This is a genomic window from Pandoraea sp. CB10b_02 (assembly GCF_002216225.1).
Classification (GTDB): Bacteria; Pseudomonadota; Gammaproteobacteria; order Burkholderiales; family Burkholderiaceae; genus Pandoraea; species Pandoraea nosoerga.
Window position 1 is genome coordinate 1 of sequence record NZ_NJGW02000015.1, and the last position, 14,667, is coordinate 14,667.

The 14,667-nt window shown below is 68.2% G+C and carries 15 protein-coding genes; 6 read left to right on the forward strand and 9 right to left on the reverse strand.

Annotated features, from left to right (window positions below; all coding sequences use genetic code 11):
- Both CDN36_RS15760 and CDN36_RS15765 read left to right on the forward strand, forming a co-directional pair.
- A partial coding sequence (locus tag CDN36_RS15760; RefSeq protein ID WP_287497276.1) for an NAD(P)(+) transhydrogenase (Re/Si-specific) subunit beta occupies positions 1 to 101 on the forward strand: 101 nt, incomplete at its 5' end.
- 162 nt (positions 102 to 263) lie between these two features.
- Complete coding sequence (locus tag CDN36_RS15765) at positions 264 to 1,019, forward strand: 5'-methylthioadenosine/adenosylhomocysteine nucleosidase (protein WP_150553599.1); 756 nt, start codon at positions 264 to 266, stop codon at positions 1,017 to 1,019.
- Positions 1,020 to 1,153: 134 nt separating this feature from the next.
- Here the strand turns inward: CDN36_RS15765 and CDN36_RS15770 are convergent, their stop codons facing one another.
- From CDN36_RS15770 to edd, 5 genes are all read right to left on the reverse strand, one after another.
- Positions 1,154 to 2,488, reverse strand: a complete 1,335-nt coding sequence (locus CDN36_RS15770; protein WP_287497230.1) for a THUMP domain-containing class I SAM-dependent RNA methyltransferase — start codon at positions 2,486 to 2,488, stop codon at positions 1,154 to 1,156.
- Between the two features lie 49 nt (positions 2,489 to 2,537).
- Positions 2,538 to 3,071 (reverse strand): gluconokinase, encoded by a 534-nt coding sequence (locus CDN36_RS15775; RefSeq protein ID WP_287497231.1) that lies wholly within the window; start codon positions 3,069 to 3,071, stop codon positions 2,538 to 2,540.
- 70 nt (positions 3,072 to 3,141) lie between these two features.
- Positions 3,142 to 4,497: a GntP family permease gene (locus CDN36_RS15780; protein WP_150553602.1), complete on the reverse strand. Its 1,356-nt coding sequence runs from the start codon at positions 4,495 to 4,497 to the stop codon at positions 3,142 to 3,144.
- A 180-nt stretch (positions 4,498 to 4,677) separates the two neighbouring features.
- On the reverse strand, positions 4,678 to 5,304 hold the full coding sequence (gene eda / locus CDN36_RS15785; RefSeq protein ID WP_150553603.1) for a bifunctional 4-hydroxy-2-oxoglutarate aldolase/2-dehydro-3-deoxy-phosphogluconate aldolase: 627 nt from the start codon (positions 5,302 to 5,304) through the stop codon (positions 4,678 to 4,680).
- Positions 5,305 to 5,351: 47 nt separating this feature from the next.
- Positions 5,352 to 7,187 carry a phosphogluconate dehydratase gene (gene edd, locus CDN36_RS15790; RefSeq protein ID WP_287497232.1) on the reverse strand — a complete coding sequence of 612 codons (1,836 nt, stop codon included), beginning with the start codon at positions 7,185 to 7,187 and terminating at the stop codon, positions 5,352 to 5,354.
- A 389-nt stretch (positions 7,188 to 7,576) separates the two neighbouring features.
- Here edd and CDN36_RS15795 point away from each other — a divergent pair, with 389 nt between their 5' ends.
- On the forward strand, positions 7,577 to 8,422 hold the full coding sequence (locus CDN36_RS15795) for a MurR/RpiR family transcriptional regulator (RefSeq protein ID WP_150553605.1): 846 nt from the start codon (positions 7,577 to 7,579) through the stop codon (positions 8,420 to 8,422).
- Positions 8,423 to 8,482: 60 nt separating this feature from the next.
- On the opposite strand, the gene CDN36_RS15800 is transcribed toward CDN36_RS15795, so the two are convergent.
- The 3 genes from CDN36_RS15800 to CDN36_RS15810 form a co-directional block, all read right to left on the reverse strand.
- Positions 8,483 to 9,463 (reverse strand): 2-hydroxyacid dehydrogenase, encoded by a 981-nt coding sequence (locus tag CDN36_RS15800; RefSeq protein ID WP_287497233.1) that lies wholly within the window; start codon positions 9,461 to 9,463, stop codon positions 8,483 to 8,485.
- A 104-nt stretch (positions 9,464 to 9,567) separates the two neighbouring features.
- On the reverse strand, positions 9,568 to 10,188 hold the full coding sequence (locus tag CDN36_RS15805) for a 2-hydroxychromene-2-carboxylate isomerase (protein WP_150553607.1): 621 nt from the start codon (positions 10,186 to 10,188) through the stop codon (positions 9,568 to 9,570).
- 156 nt (positions 10,189 to 10,344) lie between these two features.
- A complete protein-coding gene (locus CDN36_RS15810) occupies positions 10,345 to 10,761 on the reverse strand; it encodes a CopD family protein (RefSeq protein ID WP_150553608.1) in 417 nt (138 codons plus the stop codon).
- Positions 10,762 to 11,100: 339 nt separating this feature from the next.
- On the opposite strand from CDN36_RS15810, the gene ruvC reads away from it, so the two are divergent.
- The 3 genes from ruvC (at position 11,101) to CDN36_RS15825 (ending at position 13,867) form a co-directional block, all read left to right on the forward strand.
- On the forward strand, positions 11,101 to 11,655 hold the full coding sequence (ruvC, locus tag CDN36_RS15815; protein ID WP_150553609.1) for a crossover junction endodeoxyribonuclease RuvC: 555 nt from the start codon (positions 11,101 to 11,103) through the stop codon (positions 11,653 to 11,655).
- A gap of 85 nt (positions 11,656 to 11,740) precedes the next feature.
- The gene (ruvB, locus tag CDN36_RS15820; RefSeq protein WP_287497234.1) at positions 11,741 to 12,811 is read left to right on the forward strand and encodes a Holliday junction branch migration DNA helicase RuvB; all 1,071 of its coding nucleotides are present in this window, start codon (positions 11,741 to 11,743) and stop codon (positions 12,809 to 12,811) included.
- A gap of 69 nt (positions 12,812 to 12,880) precedes the next feature.
- Complete coding sequence (locus CDN36_RS15825; protein ID WP_502920378.1) at positions 12,881 to 13,867, forward strand: oxygenase MpaB family protein; 987 nt, start codon at positions 12,881 to 12,883, stop codon at positions 13,865 to 13,867.
- Between the two features lie 59 nt (positions 13,868 to 13,926).
- On the opposite strand, the gene CDN36_RS15830 is transcribed toward CDN36_RS15825, so the two are convergent.
- Positions 13,927 to 14,664, reverse strand: coding sequence for a histidine phosphatase family protein (locus CDN36_RS15830; protein WP_287497235.1), 738 nt, complete (start codon positions 14,662 to 14,664; stop codon positions 13,927 to 13,929).
- Positions 14,665 to 14,667 lie beyond the last annotated feature (3 nt).

Below are 14,667 nucleotides of genomic sequence, written 5' to 3' on the forward strand. Positions count from 1 at the left end.
ACGCCGGTCTGGACAACGAACTCTTCTATCTCGACAAGACGATGATGGTCTTCGGCGACGCGAAGAAGGTCGTCGAGGAGATGGTCAAGGCCGTCGACTGACGTTCGTCTTCGCGGTGAGCGCGCCGACGCGGGGTCGCCGAGGGCCCCGCGCCCGAGCGCTCACTGCAACACTCACGTCAACACTCACGTCAACACTCACTGCAGCAATCACTGCCACGCGCGCTACAATGCGCGCTTCGCTTTGCCCTCGGAATCCGCGCCATGACGCTTGGCATCGTCGCCGCCCTGCATGAAGAAATTGCCGACCTGCTCGCCGAGATGGCGCCTGGCGCGCGCGTGGAGCATGTCGGCATGCGCGACTACCACGTGGGCCGGCTGCACGGCCAGGGCTGCGTCATCGTGCTCGCGCGCGTGGGCAAGGTCGCGGCCGCCGCCACGGCCACCGCGCTGATTCATCGCTTCGGCGTCGAGCAGATCGTCTTCACCGGCGTGGCCGGCGGACTGGCCCACGGACTGAATGTCGGCGACGTCGTCGTGGCCGACTCGCTCGTGCAACACGACATGGATGCCAGTCCCCTCTTCCCCCGTCACGAAATCCCGCTGCTCGGACGCGCCGCGTTTTCCGCCGACGTGGCGCTGCGCGACGCCCTCGCGAAGGCCGCCCGCGACTGGCTCGCGCAGCACATGGCGAGCGAGGTGCGCCCGGAGTGGCTGTCCGCCTTGCATCTCGGCGCAGCGCGCGTGCATGTCGGGCAGATCGCCAGCGGCGACCGCTTCGTGTCGAGCGCGCAGGAGGTGGCGCGTCTGCGCGAGGCCCTGCCGAATGCGCTGGCGGTGGAAATGGAAGGCGCGGCGGTGGCGCAGGTGTGCCACGAGTACGGCGTGCCGTTCGCCGTGATGCGCACGCTCTCGGATGCCGCCGACGACACCGCGCACGTCGACTTCCCTCGCTTCCTGCGCGACGTCGCGAGCCACTACTCGCACGGCATTCTCCGCCAGTTTCTGAGCGCGCGATAGCCGCCATGGCCCGCCACGGCGGGCGATGACGTCGAATACACCAGATACGCCAGATAACGAGGGCGCCCCGGAGGCCCCAAGGACCGGCCAACGACCGGTCTTGCCCTGCGGGCGGCGCCCCTCTCGCGAAGGCGTTATGCCCCAGGCGCGCCGTGCGCCGGTTTGCCGTCGGCGTCTGCGCGCCTGCGCACCGGTCCGGCGATCAGATCGAAGCGAAACAGGCGGCATTCGAGCGCGCCGTTGTACAGCGGCGTGCGGCGCGACTCGCGCAGGCGCATCTGCCCCGGCAGGCTCATGTCGGCGGTGAGCAGATACGCGCTCCAGCCCGTGAAACGCTGCTTGAGCACGTCGCCGAAGGCGCGGAAGAATTCGGCGTCGACACCGTCCGGCTGCTTGCGCTGGAAGCCGCCGCGGTTGCCGTGCATGTCGGGCGAGTCGCGCTCGTCGTCACGCCCGTCACGCCCGTCGCGATCGCGCGATGCGCGGCGCCCGCGCACCTCGATGCGCTCGCCGTATGGCGGATTCGCCACGACGATGCCCGGCCGGTCCACCGGCGGCGACATATCGCGCGCATCGACCTGCTTCAGACCGATGTCGCCCACGCCCGCGCGCTCCAGGTTGGCGCGCGCCTTGGCCAGCATGTCGCCCGAGATGTCGCTGCCGAAGATCGTCGGCGGCGCGCCACGCACGCGCGCGTCGCGCTGGGCGTCCATCGCCTGCACCTTCAGGCTCTGCCAGGCGGTGATGTCGTAGCCCCTGAGCTTTTCGAAACCGAAGCGCCGCCCGGCGCCGGCGGGCACGCCCAGCGCGATTTGCGCCGCTTCGGCAAGAAACGTGCCGCTGCCGCACATCGGGTCGTACAGCACCATGCCGGCAGCCGTATCCGCGCGCCAGCCCGCCAGGCGCAGAATGCCCGCCGCGAGGTTCTCGCGCAGCGGTGCCGCCCCCTTGTCCAGACGCCAGCCGCGCTTGAAGAGCGCTTCGCCGGACGTGTCGAGATAGAGCGTGACGTCGGTCGCCGTCAGGAAAGCGAACACGCGCACGTCCGGCTGCGCCGTGTCGATGTTCGGACGCGCGCCGGTCTTCTCGCGCAGACGATCGCAAACGGCGTCCTTGATGCGCAGCGTGACGAACTCGAGGCTGCGCACGGGCGCCTTCACGCCGGTGACGTCCACGCGCAGCGTCTGCTGATACGAGAACCAGTCTTCCCAGCGCTGGGCGAGCGCGAAGGCGTAGATGTCCTGTTCGGTGCGATAGCCCTGCTGTGCCACGCGCAGCAGCACGCGACTGGCAATGCGCGAATGCAGGTTGGCTGCCATGCCGGCTGCCCACGGCCCGGCGAAGTGCACGCCGCCCGGAACCTGCTGGCCGACCGACACCGGGGCAAGGCGGCCCAGCTCTGCCAGCTCGGCGGCGAGCGCCTCTTCCAGCCCACGGGGGCACGGCGCGAAGAATTCGAAGGAAGCCATTTCGATGCGTACAGCCGGCGCGCAACGCGCCGGCAGAGGGAATAAACCGCTATTGTACGCGTGCCGAGGTGGCCGACGTCAGGGGTGCGCCGCCCGGACAGGCGGCGAGCTTGTGCAGCAGCATCTCCACAATCGCCTCGGGCGTCTCGCGGATGTCGATGGTCAGCGCGTCCTGCGGCTCTTCGAGGGTATTGAACTGGCTCTGCAGCAGTGCGGGGTCGAAGAAATGGCCCGAGCGCGAGGCAAGGCGCTCGCCGATCACTTCGGGCGCCCCCTTCAGATAGACAAACACGACGTCGCCGTCGTGCTCGCCAAGGACATCGCGATAGCGGGCGCGCAGCGCCGAACACGCGAACACATGATGACGTCCCGCCAGGCGGCGCGCGACGATGGCCTCGCGAATGGCGGCCAGCCACGGGGCGCGGTCCTCGTCGTTGAGTGCCTCGCCGCGACGCATCTTCTCGATGTTCGCTGCACTGTGAAAGGAATCCGCGTCGGAAAACCCGCAGCCCAGCCGGTCGGCCAGCATCTGCCCGACCGTGCTCTTGCCGCTGCCCGATACGCCCATTACCACGACGATCATGGCTCGTCTCCTTGTAACCTGCTGACTCGCGTCAGTGTGTTGCCGGTGTTGCACGCCCTGCATCGCTGCCTCACACCACCGTTGCGAGGGCCAGCGTCAGCAGCAGCGCCACCACGGAAATGATCGTCTCGCAAACCGTCCAGGTCTTGAACGTCTGCGGCACGGTCATGTTGAAGTACTCCTTGACCAGCCAGAAGCCACCGTCGTTCACGTGCGACAGGATGAGCGAGCCCGCGCCCGTGGCGAGCACCATCAGCTCCGGCTTGACGGTTGCGCCGGCGGCCGCCGCGATCGGCGCGACGATGCCGCACGCGGTCGTCATCGCCACCGTGGCCGAGCCCGTCGCGATACGAATGAGCACCGCCACCAGCCAGCCGAGCAGCAGCGGCGAGAGGTTCGCATGCGTGGCCACGTCGACGATCGCCTTCGACACGCCGCTGTCCATCAGGATACGCCCGAAACCGCCGCCCGCGCCCACCACCAGCGTGATCGTGGCGATCGGGGCGAGACATTCGTTCGTGAACTTGAGAATCTGATCGCGGTTGAAGCCGCGCTGCTTGCCGAACGTGAAGAAGCTCACGAGCGTGGCGATGAGCAGCGCCATCACCGAGTTGCCGATCAGGCGCAGGAAGTCGTTGGCGAACGACTTCGGCGCGAAGAACAGATCGGCCCAGCTGCCCACGAGCATCAGGATCACCGGCAGCAGAATGGTGAACAGCGTGATGCCGAAACCCGGCAGCGCTTCCGTCTTGCGATCGGCTTCGACGAACTGTGCCAGCAGGGGGTTGTCCGGGTTCGGCACGACATAGCGCGCCATGAGCTTGGCGAAGAGCGGGCCGGCGATCGCGGCGGTGGGAATGCCCACGATCAGCGCGTACATGATGGTGTGACCAATGTCGGCGTTGTAGGCGGTCACGGCCAGCAGCGCCGCCGGGTGCGGCGGGATCAGGCCATGCACGACCGACAGGCCGGCGACCATCGGAATGCCCACGAGCACCATCGACGTGCCGGTGCGCTTGGCCACGTTGAACGCGATCGGGATGAGCAGCACGAAGCCGACCTCGAAGAACACCGGCAGACCGACGATGAACGCGATCACGACCATCGCCCAGTGCACGTTCTTTTCACCGAAGAAGCCGATGAGCGTTCGCGCGATGCGCTCGGCCCCGCCGGACTCGGCCATCATCTTGCCGAGCATCGTACCCAGGCCCACCACCAGCGCGATGTGCCCCAGCGTGTTGCCCACGCCCGTCTCGAAAGCCTTGACGATGCCGCCCATCGGCATGCCCACCGCCAGCCCGAGCACGAGCGAGACGACGATCAGCGTGATGAACGGATTCAGTTTGAAGCGCGCGATCAGCAAGATCAGCGCAATTACCGCGACAAGCGCGTACACCAGCAGCAAGTTGCCCTGCACCGCGACCATGGGGGTCTCCTCGTTTGGCTAGATGGGCGGATGCCCGATGGGCCTTGTGGGCCCGATTATTGAAATCCTGTTATTCGATGAATCCTGCGTGGTGTCGGCGGCACGCGCTTCTGCGGCCCCTTGCCTGCACCTTGCCTGCACCTTTCCCGAACCTCTCCGATACGGCTTCCCGGCGCTCGCTCACCCGCGCGGCAACGCGCTCGCCGTGCGCGCCAGACGCGTAATGCCGTCCCAGTCCTTCGCGTCGACGAGCGCCTTGGGCGTGAGCCACGAACCGCCCACGCAGACCACGTTCGGCTGTGCGAGATACGACGGCGCCGACTCCGCGCTGATGCCGCCCGTCGGGCAGAAGCGCACCTGGCGGAACGGTCCGTACAGCGCCTTGAGCATCGGCACGCCGCCCGAGGGCTCGGCCGGGAAGAACTTCACGGTGTCGTAGCCGTCGGCCAGCGCCGTGAGGATGTCCGAGGGCGTGACCACGCCCGGCAGCAGCGGCAGGCCCGCGGCCCTGGCGGCCGCGCCAAGCGCGCTCGTGTAGCCGGGCGAGACGCCGAAGCGCGCGCCGGCGGCCACGGCCTGCGCCATTTCCTCGGGGCGCGTGAGCGTGCCCACGCCGACGATCAACTCGTCCGACAGACCCGCCACGTGACGGATCACGTCCATGGCCGCCGGCGTGCGCAGCGTGATCTCGAGCACCCGCACGCCGCCGGCGAGCAAGGCGCGCGAGACTTGTTCGCCCTGCTCGACGTTGTCGAACTGAAGCACCGGGACCACGGGGCCGGCACGAACGATGTCATTGATGTCCATTACGTTTTCCTTGAATGCATGAGCGCGGCGCCAATGCGGCCTGCACGTCACTCGATACCGAAGAACACGGAAGCGCCCGCCTCTGCCGCGCCGACCGCCGCGCGCATGTGGCCGAAGAGCAGCCGCCCGGTGTCGTCGCCGGAGGCCGGCACCGGCGCGATCTCGCGCGAGGCCCAGTCCTGCGGCGCCACCTCGGCGTGCAACATGCCGGCGTTCGCGTCGAGCACGATCAGATCGCCATCGCGCACGCGGGCGAGCGGCCCGCCGCCGGCCGCCTCGGGCGACACGTGAATCACGGCGGGCACCTTGCCCGATGCGCCCGACATGCGGCCGTCGGTCACGAGCGCCACGGCAAAGCCTTCGTCCTGCAAGACGCCGAGCAGCGGGGTGAGGCGATGCAGCTCGGGCATGCCATTGGCGCGCGGACCCTGGCCGCGCAGCACCACGACCACGTCGCGACGCAGCTCGCCTGCATCGAACGCGGCCTGAACCGCTTCCTGCGAAGCAAATACGCGTGCCGTTGCGGCCACGCGCCGATGTTCCGGCTTGACCGCCGACACCTTGATGACGCCGCGTCCCAGATTGCCGTGCATGAGCCGCAGTCCGCCGTCGGGGGCGAACGGCTCGGCATGGCCGCGCAGGACGTCACGATCACCACTGTAGGCGCTCCCGGCGCGCCACGCCAGCCCCTGTGGCGAAAGCCACGGCTCCTCGCGGTAGCGGGCAAGTCCCGGGCCGGCCACGGTCTGCACGTCGCCATGCAGCAGGCCGGCGTCGAGCAGCTCGCCGATCAGGAACGCCATGCCGCCGGCGGCGTGGAAGTGATTCACGTCGGCCTTGCCGTTCGGGTAGACGCGCGCCATGAGCGGCACCACGGCAGAGAGCGCATCGAAGTCGTCCCAGTCGATGAGCACGCCCGCCGCGCGGGCCATTGCCACGAGGTGCAGCGTGTGGTTGGTCGAGCCGCCCGTGGCGAGCAGGCCGACGATGCCGTTGACCACCGAGCGCTCGTCGACCACATGGCCGATAGGGGTGTATTCGCGCGTGTCGGCGCCGATGGCGAGCACTCGCGCGAGTGCAGCGTCGGTGAGGGCGTCGCGCAGCGGCATGTGCGGATGGACGAACGCCGCGCCCGGCAGGTGCAGGCCCATGATCTCCATGAGCAGCTGGTTGCTGTTGGCCGTGCCGTAGAACGTGCAGGTGCCCGCACCGTGGTAAGCCTGCGATTCGGCTTCGAGCAGCGCGTCGCGCCCGACCTGGCCGGTCGCGTACTGCTGGCGGATCTTCGCCTTTTCGTCGTTCGACAGCCCGCTCGACATGGGGCCCGCGGGGACGAAGATCGTCGGCAGATGGCCGAACTGCAACGCGCCGATCACGAGTCCCGGCACGATCTTGTCGCACACGCCGAGCATGAGCGCGGCATCGAACATGTTGTGCGAGAGCGCCACGGACGTGCTCATCGCAATGACCTCGCGCGAGAACAGCGACAGTTCCATGCCGGCGTTGCCTTGCGTGACGCCGTCGCACATGGCCGGCACGCCGCCGGCCACCTGCACCGTGGCGCCCAGCTTGCGCGCCGCTTCGCGCAGCCGTGTGGGGTACTGCTCGTAAGGCTGATGCGCCGAGAGCATGTCGTTATAGGCGGTCACCACGCCGACGTTGGGCCGGCGCTGCTCGCGCAGCACCAGTTTGTCGTTGGCCGGCATGGCGGCGAAGCCGTGCGCCAGATTGGCGCAGGACAGCGCACCGCGCTGCGGAAACCGGCCGGCACTCGCCGCGATCCGGGCCAGATAGGCGGCGCGCGTGTCGCGGCTGCGCGCGGCAATGCGCGCGGTGACGGCCCGGACGGCCGGATGCAGGGGCTTCGTGGAGTCAGACGTCATGCCGGAAGACGGATTGCGACGCACCCAGGAGGGGTACGATTGGGAGCGGAGTTTAGTAGAAATTCTACATCCCATCAATCGGAAGTACGCCGCATCCGGGGTTTTACTGATTACTTTCCGACAGTTAACTGTATTTGTGCCACATTGAGAAATAACCGCCCATAATGCGAAATGTCGTATTTTTGTAGTTTTTGTACATCTCGCCAGTCGTCCGAGGCGTGCCCGGCGAAAAGCCAAGCGCGCCGTGGCGCGGATGCCGGGTGCTATAGTGGGCGCCTGACAAGCCGACTCGCCGCGCCCCCGGGGCAACATGGGGCAAGGCGTCGAGGCAACACGGGGAATGGCGCGAGGCAGCGACGGCCGCGCGCCTGTTTTTGTTGGTGCCTGCCATGCTGAACCGAATCGAAGCCATGCTGACCCAATTGCGCCCATCCGAGCGCAAGCTTGCGACCTACGTGCTGGACGCCCCGCGCGAAGTCGTCGATCTGTCGATGAACGAACTCGCCGAGCGCGCCAACGTCAGCCAGCCCACGATCGCCCGCTTCTGCCAGGCGGTGGGGTGCAGCGGCTATCGCGAATTCAAGATCCGGCTCGCGCAAGGCATTGCGCAGGGCGTGCCGTTCGTGCATCGCGACGTGCGTCCCGACGAGCCGGTACCGGGCATCGCGAGCAAGGTGCTCGATCGCACCATCGGCAGCCTCATGCAGGTGCGCAACAATCTGTCGCCCGACAGCATCGGGCAGGCCATCGCACTGCTTGCCGCCGCCACGCGCATCGAGTTCTATGGCGCGGGGGCGTCGGGCATTGCGGCGCAGGATATGCAGCACAAGTTCTTCCGCCTCGGCATTCCAGCCGTGGCGTACAACGATCCGCACGTCTACGGCATGTCGTCCGCACTGCTGCGCGAGGGCGACGTGGTCGTGGCCATCTCGAACACCGGACGCACGCAGGACCTGCTCGAAGCGGTGCAGCTCGCGCGCGCCGCGGGCGCGAGCGTGATCGCCATTACACACAGCAACTCCCCGCTCGCGCGCATGGCGAGCGTGGCGCTCTTCGCCGATGTCGACGAGGACACCGACGTGTACTCGCCGCTGACCTCGCGCATCGCGCATCTCGCGATCGGCGACGTGCTGGCCGTGGGCATGGCGCTGCGGCTGGGCGAGCGGCTGCCCAAACAGCTCGCCCGGGCGAAGGAGGTCATCAATCGCCGCCGTATGGCGAGCGACGGCCGTTAGACGTCAAGCCTTGGACGTCGGGGGAACCCGCCGCGCGCGCTCCCCCCACGCTTGAGCGTCTCAACGCTGCTGCGCCTGCGGGTTCACCACGTTGCGCAGCGGCTGGCCCGTGAGCGCGGCAATCAGATTGTCCGCGGCACACGCCGCCATCGCATGGCGCGTCTCGTGGGTGGCCGAGCCAATATGCGGCAGCGCCACCACGTTATGCATCTTCAGCAACGGCGAATCCACCGAAACCGGTTCACGCTCGAACACATCGAGTCCCGCGGCGCGCAGATGCCCCGAGGCCAGAGCGTCGATCAGCGCGGACTCGTCGATCACCTTGCCGCGCGCCGCGTTGATGAAGATCGCCCCGCGCTTCATCTGCGCGAATTCCCTCGCACCGATCAGGCGCTCGGTGGCCGGCGACAGCGGCACCAGCGTCACCACGAAATCGGCCTGCGCGAGCAGCTCCGGCAGCGCGCGGTATTGCGCCCCGTAGGCCTTCTCGGCCGCCTCGTTGCGCGTGCGGTTGCTGTAGAGCACCTGCATGCCGAAGCCGAGCGCGGCGCGGCGGGCGACGGCGCCGCCGATGCGCCCCATGCCGACGATGCCGAGCGTCTTGCCTTGCACGTCGGTGCCGAAGTACGCCTCACCGAGGCTGCCCTTCCATCCGCCCGCCTTGACGAGTTCGGCCAGCTCGACCACGCGCCGCGCGCTCGCGAGGATCAACGCGAACACGGTGTCGGCGGTGGTCTCGGTCAGCACGTCGGGCGTATTCATCAACACGATGCCCCGACGCGTGAGATCGGGCACGTCGAACTGATCGTAGCCGACCGAGATGGTGGCCCATGCCTTCAGTTTCGGGGCCGCGTCGAGCATCTCGGGCGTGACGTTCACGCCGACGCCGATGGCCCCGTCCGCACGCCCGAGCGCCGCGTCGAACGCGGCCCGGTTGGCGTCGTTCACGCCATTGAACTCGGTAAGCTCGAACGCCTCGGCCAGACGCGCGCGCACCTCGGCCGGCACGCCCTTGTACAACACCACCTGGGGACGACTCATTGCTGCAGACTCCTTGGTTTGCCGCCGTCCGGCCACGCCGGCAGCGGGCATCACGAACGCTTCACGAACGATTCGGGAGCGCTTCGGGAACGAAAGAAACGGGCTCAGCGCTGCGCGGCGCGCGCCTGCGCAAAAGCCCGTTCGAGAAAGTCGAGACGATCCTGCCCCCAGTACGGCTCGCCCTCGAACACGAACCACGGCGCGCCGAACACGCCGGCGTTCATCGCGTCTTCGGTATTCGCATCGTAGGCGGCCTGCACGCTCGCACCGCTCGATGCGGCCACGAGCGACTTGCCGTCGAACGACAGGCCGTCCGCAATGGTCTGCAAGGTGGCGTCGTCGGCAATATTGCGCTCCTCCACCCACAGCGCCTTCGAGATCGCGGCGGCCAGATCGAGCGCGCGCCCGGTGCCATGCGCGAGTTGCGCGGCGATGATCAGGCGCGCGGCCGGGTCACCCGCCACGGGAAAGAACTTCGGCTGAAGATTGAGCGGCATGCCCAGATACCTGGACCAGCGCGCGAGCTCCACCAGACGATAGGCCTGCCGCTGCGGCGCGCGCTTGGCCAGCGGCAGCCCGCCCGAACTCGAAAAAATGCGCCCGAGATCGACGGGCTTGAGCTGGATCTGTACGTCGAAACGACGCGCCAGTTCGACGAAGCGCGCGTGCCCCATGTAGACGTAGGGCGACGGCGGCGCCAGAAAGTAATCGCAGGTCAGACTCACGGCATACTCCTCAGGGCAGGACGTTTCGCGACGCGCAACGGCGCGCCGCGGCAGATTCTTATGCTGGACGACGGGCATGACGCCCGTTCAGGCACGCATTCGATCGCAGGCGCGCAGGCGCCCCGGATCGGGAGGCGCAGGACGGGCTCAGGACGATCAGAACGGCTTGACGACCGCGAGAATCGCCGCGCCGAGTAGTCCCAGCACCGGAAATTCGTTGAAGTAACGATACCAGCGGTGCGAACGGGTGTTGCGACCGGTTTCGAACTTGCGCAGCAGGCGGCCGCACGCATGGTGGTAGCCGAGCAGCAGCACGACGATGAGCAGCTTGGCGTGCAGCCAGCCGCCGTGTCGGCCGATGCCGTAATACAGCCAGAGGATCAGTCCGAAAGCGAGTGCCGGTACGGCGAGGATCGTCATGAAGCGGTACAGCTTGCGTGCCATGAGCAGCAGGCGCTGCGTGGCGGCGGCGTCGCTCTCCATCGCGAGATTGACGAAGATGCGCGGCAGATAGAACAGGCCGGCGAACCACGAGGCAACGAAAACGATGTGCAGCGCTTTGATCCAGAGCATCGGCAGGCAGGCGGTCCGGCGACGGACCGTCGAATATTTTGAACAGCAAACAATGTACAACAATCCGCCGCCTCGCGACGCCCGCCGGCCGCCCCCGGCGGGACGCACCCCTGCGGCAAATCGACGCGAGGCGCGCCGGAGCCCCCGTCGGGGGGCGTGCCGCGGCGCCTCTCTGCCTGCGTCATTCCTCCTCTTGCGGTCCGTCCGCTCCTGTCTCGCCCCGGTCTCGTCGCATAAAACACGACATGAGCGACGCCCCGGTCCGGCTGTGCCAGAATACGGGCCATATCCGTTGACTTGCCCCGCGCCGGCGCCATGTGCCGCGCCTCTGGCCTCCGCATGAGAATTCTTGGTATCGACCCCGGCTTGCGCGTCACCGGCTTCGGCGTGCTCGAAAAGCACGGCAGCCGCCTGCAATATGTGACGAGCGGCGTCATCCGCACGGGCGAAGGCACGCTGCCTGCCCGGCTGCGCATCATCTTCGAGAGCGTGGCGGAGCTGGTCGAAACCTACCGTCCCGATCAGGCCGCCATCGAAAAGGTGTTCGTCAACGTCAACCCGCAGTCCACGCTGCTGCTCGGGCAGGCGCGCGGCGCCGCGATTACCGCGCTGTCGGTCGGCGGGCTCGAGGTCTTCGAATACACGCCGATGCAGCTCAAGCAGGCCGTGGTCGGCTACGGACGCGCCCGCAAGGAGCAGGTGCAGGAGATGGTCACCCGCCTGCTCACGCTGAGCGGCACGCCCGGCAAGGACGCCTCCGATGCGCTCGGCGTGGCCATTTGCCACGCGCACAGCGGCGAGATGCTCGTGTCGCTGGCCGAGGCCGGTCCCGTGCGCTCGCCCGCTCTCGCGGCGAAGGGCCTGCGCATGCGGCGCGGACGCCTGGTCGGCTGACGAGCCGCCGCGGGCCCGCACGACGCGCCGCGAAATCCCGCCGGCCCGCCCGGGCAAGCGACGCCTGAAGCGCTACAATGCAGCCATGATCGAAACCGATAAACTCGCCGCCGAGCGCATTATCGCGCCAACGCCCGCCTCGCCCAACGAAGAAGCCTTCGAGCGCGCACTGCGCCCCAAGCTGCTCGACGAATACGTCGGCCAGCGCAAGGTGCGCGACCAGCTGGAAATCTTCATCGAGGCGGCCCGCAAGCGCTCGGAGCCGCTCGACCACGTGCTGCTGTTCGGGCCGCCGGGCCTGGGCAAGACCACGCTCGCGCACATCGTTGCGCGCGAGATGGGCGTGCACCTGCGCCAGACCTCGGGCCCGGTGCTCGAGCGCCCGGGCGATCTCGCGGCGCTGCTCACCAATCTTGAAGCCAACGACGTCCTGTTCATCGACGAAATCCATCGGCTCTCGCCGGTCGTCGAGGAAATCCTGTACCCGGCGCTCGAGGACTATCAGATCGACATCATGATCGGCGAGGGACCGGCGGCGCGCAGCGTCAAGCTCGATCTGCAGCCGTTCACGCTCGTTGGCGCGACCACGCGTGCGGGTATGCTCACCAATCCGCTGCGCGACCGTTTCGGGATCGTGGCACGCCTGGAGTTTTACTCCGCCGACGAGCTGGCGGGCATCGTGCGTCGCTCGGCCGGTCTGCTCAATGCCTCGATCGCCGACGACGGCGCGCACGAAATTGCACGCCGCGCGCGCGGCACCCCGCGCATCGCCAACCGCCTGCTGCGGCGCGTGCGCGACTACGCCGAAGTGAAGGCCGACGGACGCATCACGGCGGCGGTCGCCGACGCGGCCCTGCGCATGCTCGACGTCGACCCGGTCGGCTTCGACGTGATGGATCGCAAGCTTCTCGAAGCGGTGCTGCACAAGTTCGACGGCGGCCCGGTCGGCGTGGACAACCTTGCCGCCGCGATCGGCGAGGAGCGCGACACCATCGAGGACGTGATCGAGCCGTATCTGATTCAGCAAGGTTTTCTGCAGCGCACGCCGCGCGGCCGCGTAGCGACGCTCGCCGCGTATCGCCACTTCGGTCTGGCCGCGCCGGGCAACGCACCCGAGAGCGGCTCGCTCTGGGCGTCCGACGTCAACGGCGGGTAAGCCGCGCGGATCGGGGCTCGCGCCTCTCGCCATCGCCTCTCGCCATCGTCACTCGGTACGGATCGACGCATGTCTTCGCACGACGACCTCCCCACGCCGCCCCCTGCCACGCCGCTGCGGCCGGCCGGCCCGGTCGTGGGCGTGTCGGGGCGCATACGCCATGCGATCGCCATGCGGCTCGTGAGCCTGACGTCCGGTCCAGGCGCCCCGCGCCTGAACTACGACACGCCGCCGGGCGACCCCGGCCTGTTCGGCCCCGGCGCCGCGTGCTGGCATGTGCATGGCGACTTCATGTCGATGATGATCGGCGGGGTCAGCGCCCTGCTGCTGCAGTCGCTCCATCCGCTCGCCATGGCCGGCGTCTGGGACCACTCCACCTTCCGCCAGGACGTGATCGGCCGGCTGCGCCGCACCGCCACGTTCATCGGCGGCACCACATTCGGCAACACCGCCGATGCCGAAGCACTGCTCGAGCGCGTGCGCCGCATCCATCTCCAGGTGAAGGGCACCGCGCCTGACGGGCGTCCATACGCGGCGTATGACCCCGACCTGCTCACCTGGGTGCATGTCGCCGAGACGTCGAGCTTTCTTCGCAGCTATCTGGTCTACAAGGACCCGACGTTCGCGCGCGGCGAACAGGATCGCTACTACGCGGAAGTCGCGCGTATTGCGATCGCGCTTGGCGCGCGCGACGTGCCGACGAGCGTCGCGCAGATCGACGAGTATCTGGCAGCCATGCGTTCATCGCTGCAGACGAGCGAGCGCACGGACGAAGTCGTTCGCGTGCTGCGCAATCTGCCCGCGCCGTTCGCCGGTGCTCGCATGTTCAGTGGATTGTTGTTCAGCGCCGGCGTCGATCTGCTGCCGGAGTGGTCGCAGGCCATGCTCGGGTTCGCCGACGGTGCGGCCATGCGTCGCCTGACGGTTCGTGCGGCCGTGCGGCATACGGCGCGACTCGCCCGCTGGGCCATGCGAAACAGCGTGGCGCATCGCGCGCGACGCCGGGCGCTTGCCACCCCCGATGCCGCCAACGTGCAGCCGTCGCTGGAACGCTGAACCGGCGGCGCGCCGCGCGCGGTGAAACGCTCAATGCTTGCCGCCGGAGCCGGCCGGCGTTACACCACGCGCGGATCGACGCGATCCGTCACCGCTGCAGCGTTCGCTTGCGCCGCCCCTTCCGCTGCCCCGGGCTTGTCGTTGCTCTCGTCGCGCACGGCGTGATCCAGATGCGAGACGTCTGCCCAGCTCAGAACTTGCCAGCGCTCGCCGTCGCAGGCCAGACGATTCACGCTCGCGTTGAGCAGCGGATACGAGCGCGGCTCGCTCAACGGCAAGCCGGTCGCGAAGCGGTAGCAGCAGTCGAGTACGCCGCCGTGCGCGACGAGTGCGAGATGCTGCCCCGCGTAGTCGCGCAACAGTTGCGAAACGAACTCGGTGATGCGGGTGTAGAAGGCGCGCGTCGATTCCCCGCCGGGGATCGTGAAGTCCGGATCGCGGCTCTGCCAGCGCGCGTAGTCCTGCGGGAACTCGGCCTCGATCTCGTCGGGCACGCGCGTCTCGAACACGCCGTAATGCCGCTCACGCAGATTCGCGGTGCGTACCAGCGGCAGGCCGCAGGCACGCGCCACCGGCTCGGCGGTCTGCACCGCACGCCGCAGATCGCTCGTGAGCACATGGTCGAACACGCGCCCATGGGCGGCCACGTCGCGCGCAATGCGCTCGCCCAGCCGCGCCGCCTGACGCTCCCCTTCGGCCGACAGCGGAATGTCCGTATGCCCCTGAATGCGCTTGACGCGGTTCCAGTCGGTCTCGCCGTGGCGAATCAGCGTGAAGGTGGTCGTCGTGCGGTTCATCGA

What these genes read in the sequence shown, in the direction of transcription:
- CDN36_RS15775 (WP_287497231.1), bottom strand. Translation starts at nt 3,071, where the DNA reads ATGATCGTCGTGGTAATGGGCGTATCGGGCAGCGGCAAGAGCACGGTC.
- ruvC (WP_150553609.1), top strand. Translation starts at nt 11,101, where the DNA reads ATGAGAATTCTTGGTATCGACCCCGGCTTGCGCGTCACCGGCTTCGGC.
- CDN36_RS15765 (WP_150553599.1), top strand. Translation starts at nt 264, where the DNA reads ATGACGCTTGGCATCGTCGCCGCCCTGCATGAAGAAATTGCCGACCTG.
- CDN36_RS15795 (WP_150553605.1), top strand. Translation starts at nt 7,577, where the DNA reads ATGCTGAACCGAATCGAAGCCATGCTGACCCAATTGCGCCCATCCGAG.
- edd (WP_287497232.1), bottom strand. Translation starts at nt 7,187, where the DNA reads ATGACGTCTGACTCCACGAAGCCCCTGCATCCGGCCGTCCGGGCCGTC.
- CDN36_RS15810 (WP_150553608.1), bottom strand. Translation starts at nt 10,761, where the DNA reads ATGCTCTGGATCAAAGCGCTGCACATCGTTTTCGTTGCCTCGTGGTTC.
- eda (WP_150553603.1), bottom strand. Translation starts at nt 5,304, where the DNA reads ATGGACATCAATGACATCGTTCGTGCCGGCCCCGTGGTCCCGGTGCTT.
- CDN36_RS15825 (WP_502920378.1), top strand. Translation starts at nt 12,881, where the DNA reads ATGTCTTCGCACGACGACCTCCCCACGCCGCCCCCTGCCACGCCGCTG.
- CDN36_RS15830 (WP_287497235.1), bottom strand. Translation starts at nt 14,664, where the DNA reads ATGAACCGCACGACGACCACCTTCACGCTGATTCGCCACGGCGAGACC.
- CDN36_RS15770 (WP_287497230.1), bottom strand. Translation starts at nt 2,488, where the DNA reads ATGGCTTCCTTCGAATTCTTCGCGCCGTGCCCCCGTGGGCTGGAAGAG.
- ruvB (WP_287497234.1), top strand. Translation starts at nt 11,741, where the DNA reads ATGATCGAAACCGATAAACTCGCCGCCGAGCGCATTATCGCGCCAACG.
- CDN36_RS15800 (WP_287497233.1), bottom strand. Translation starts at nt 9,463, where the DNA reads ATGAGTCGTCCCCAGGTGGTGTTGTACAAGGGCGTGCCGGCCGAGGTG.
- CDN36_RS15780 (WP_150553602.1), bottom strand. Translation starts at nt 4,497, where the DNA reads ATGGTCGCGGTGCAGGGCAACTTGCTGCTGGTGTACGCGCTTGTCGCG.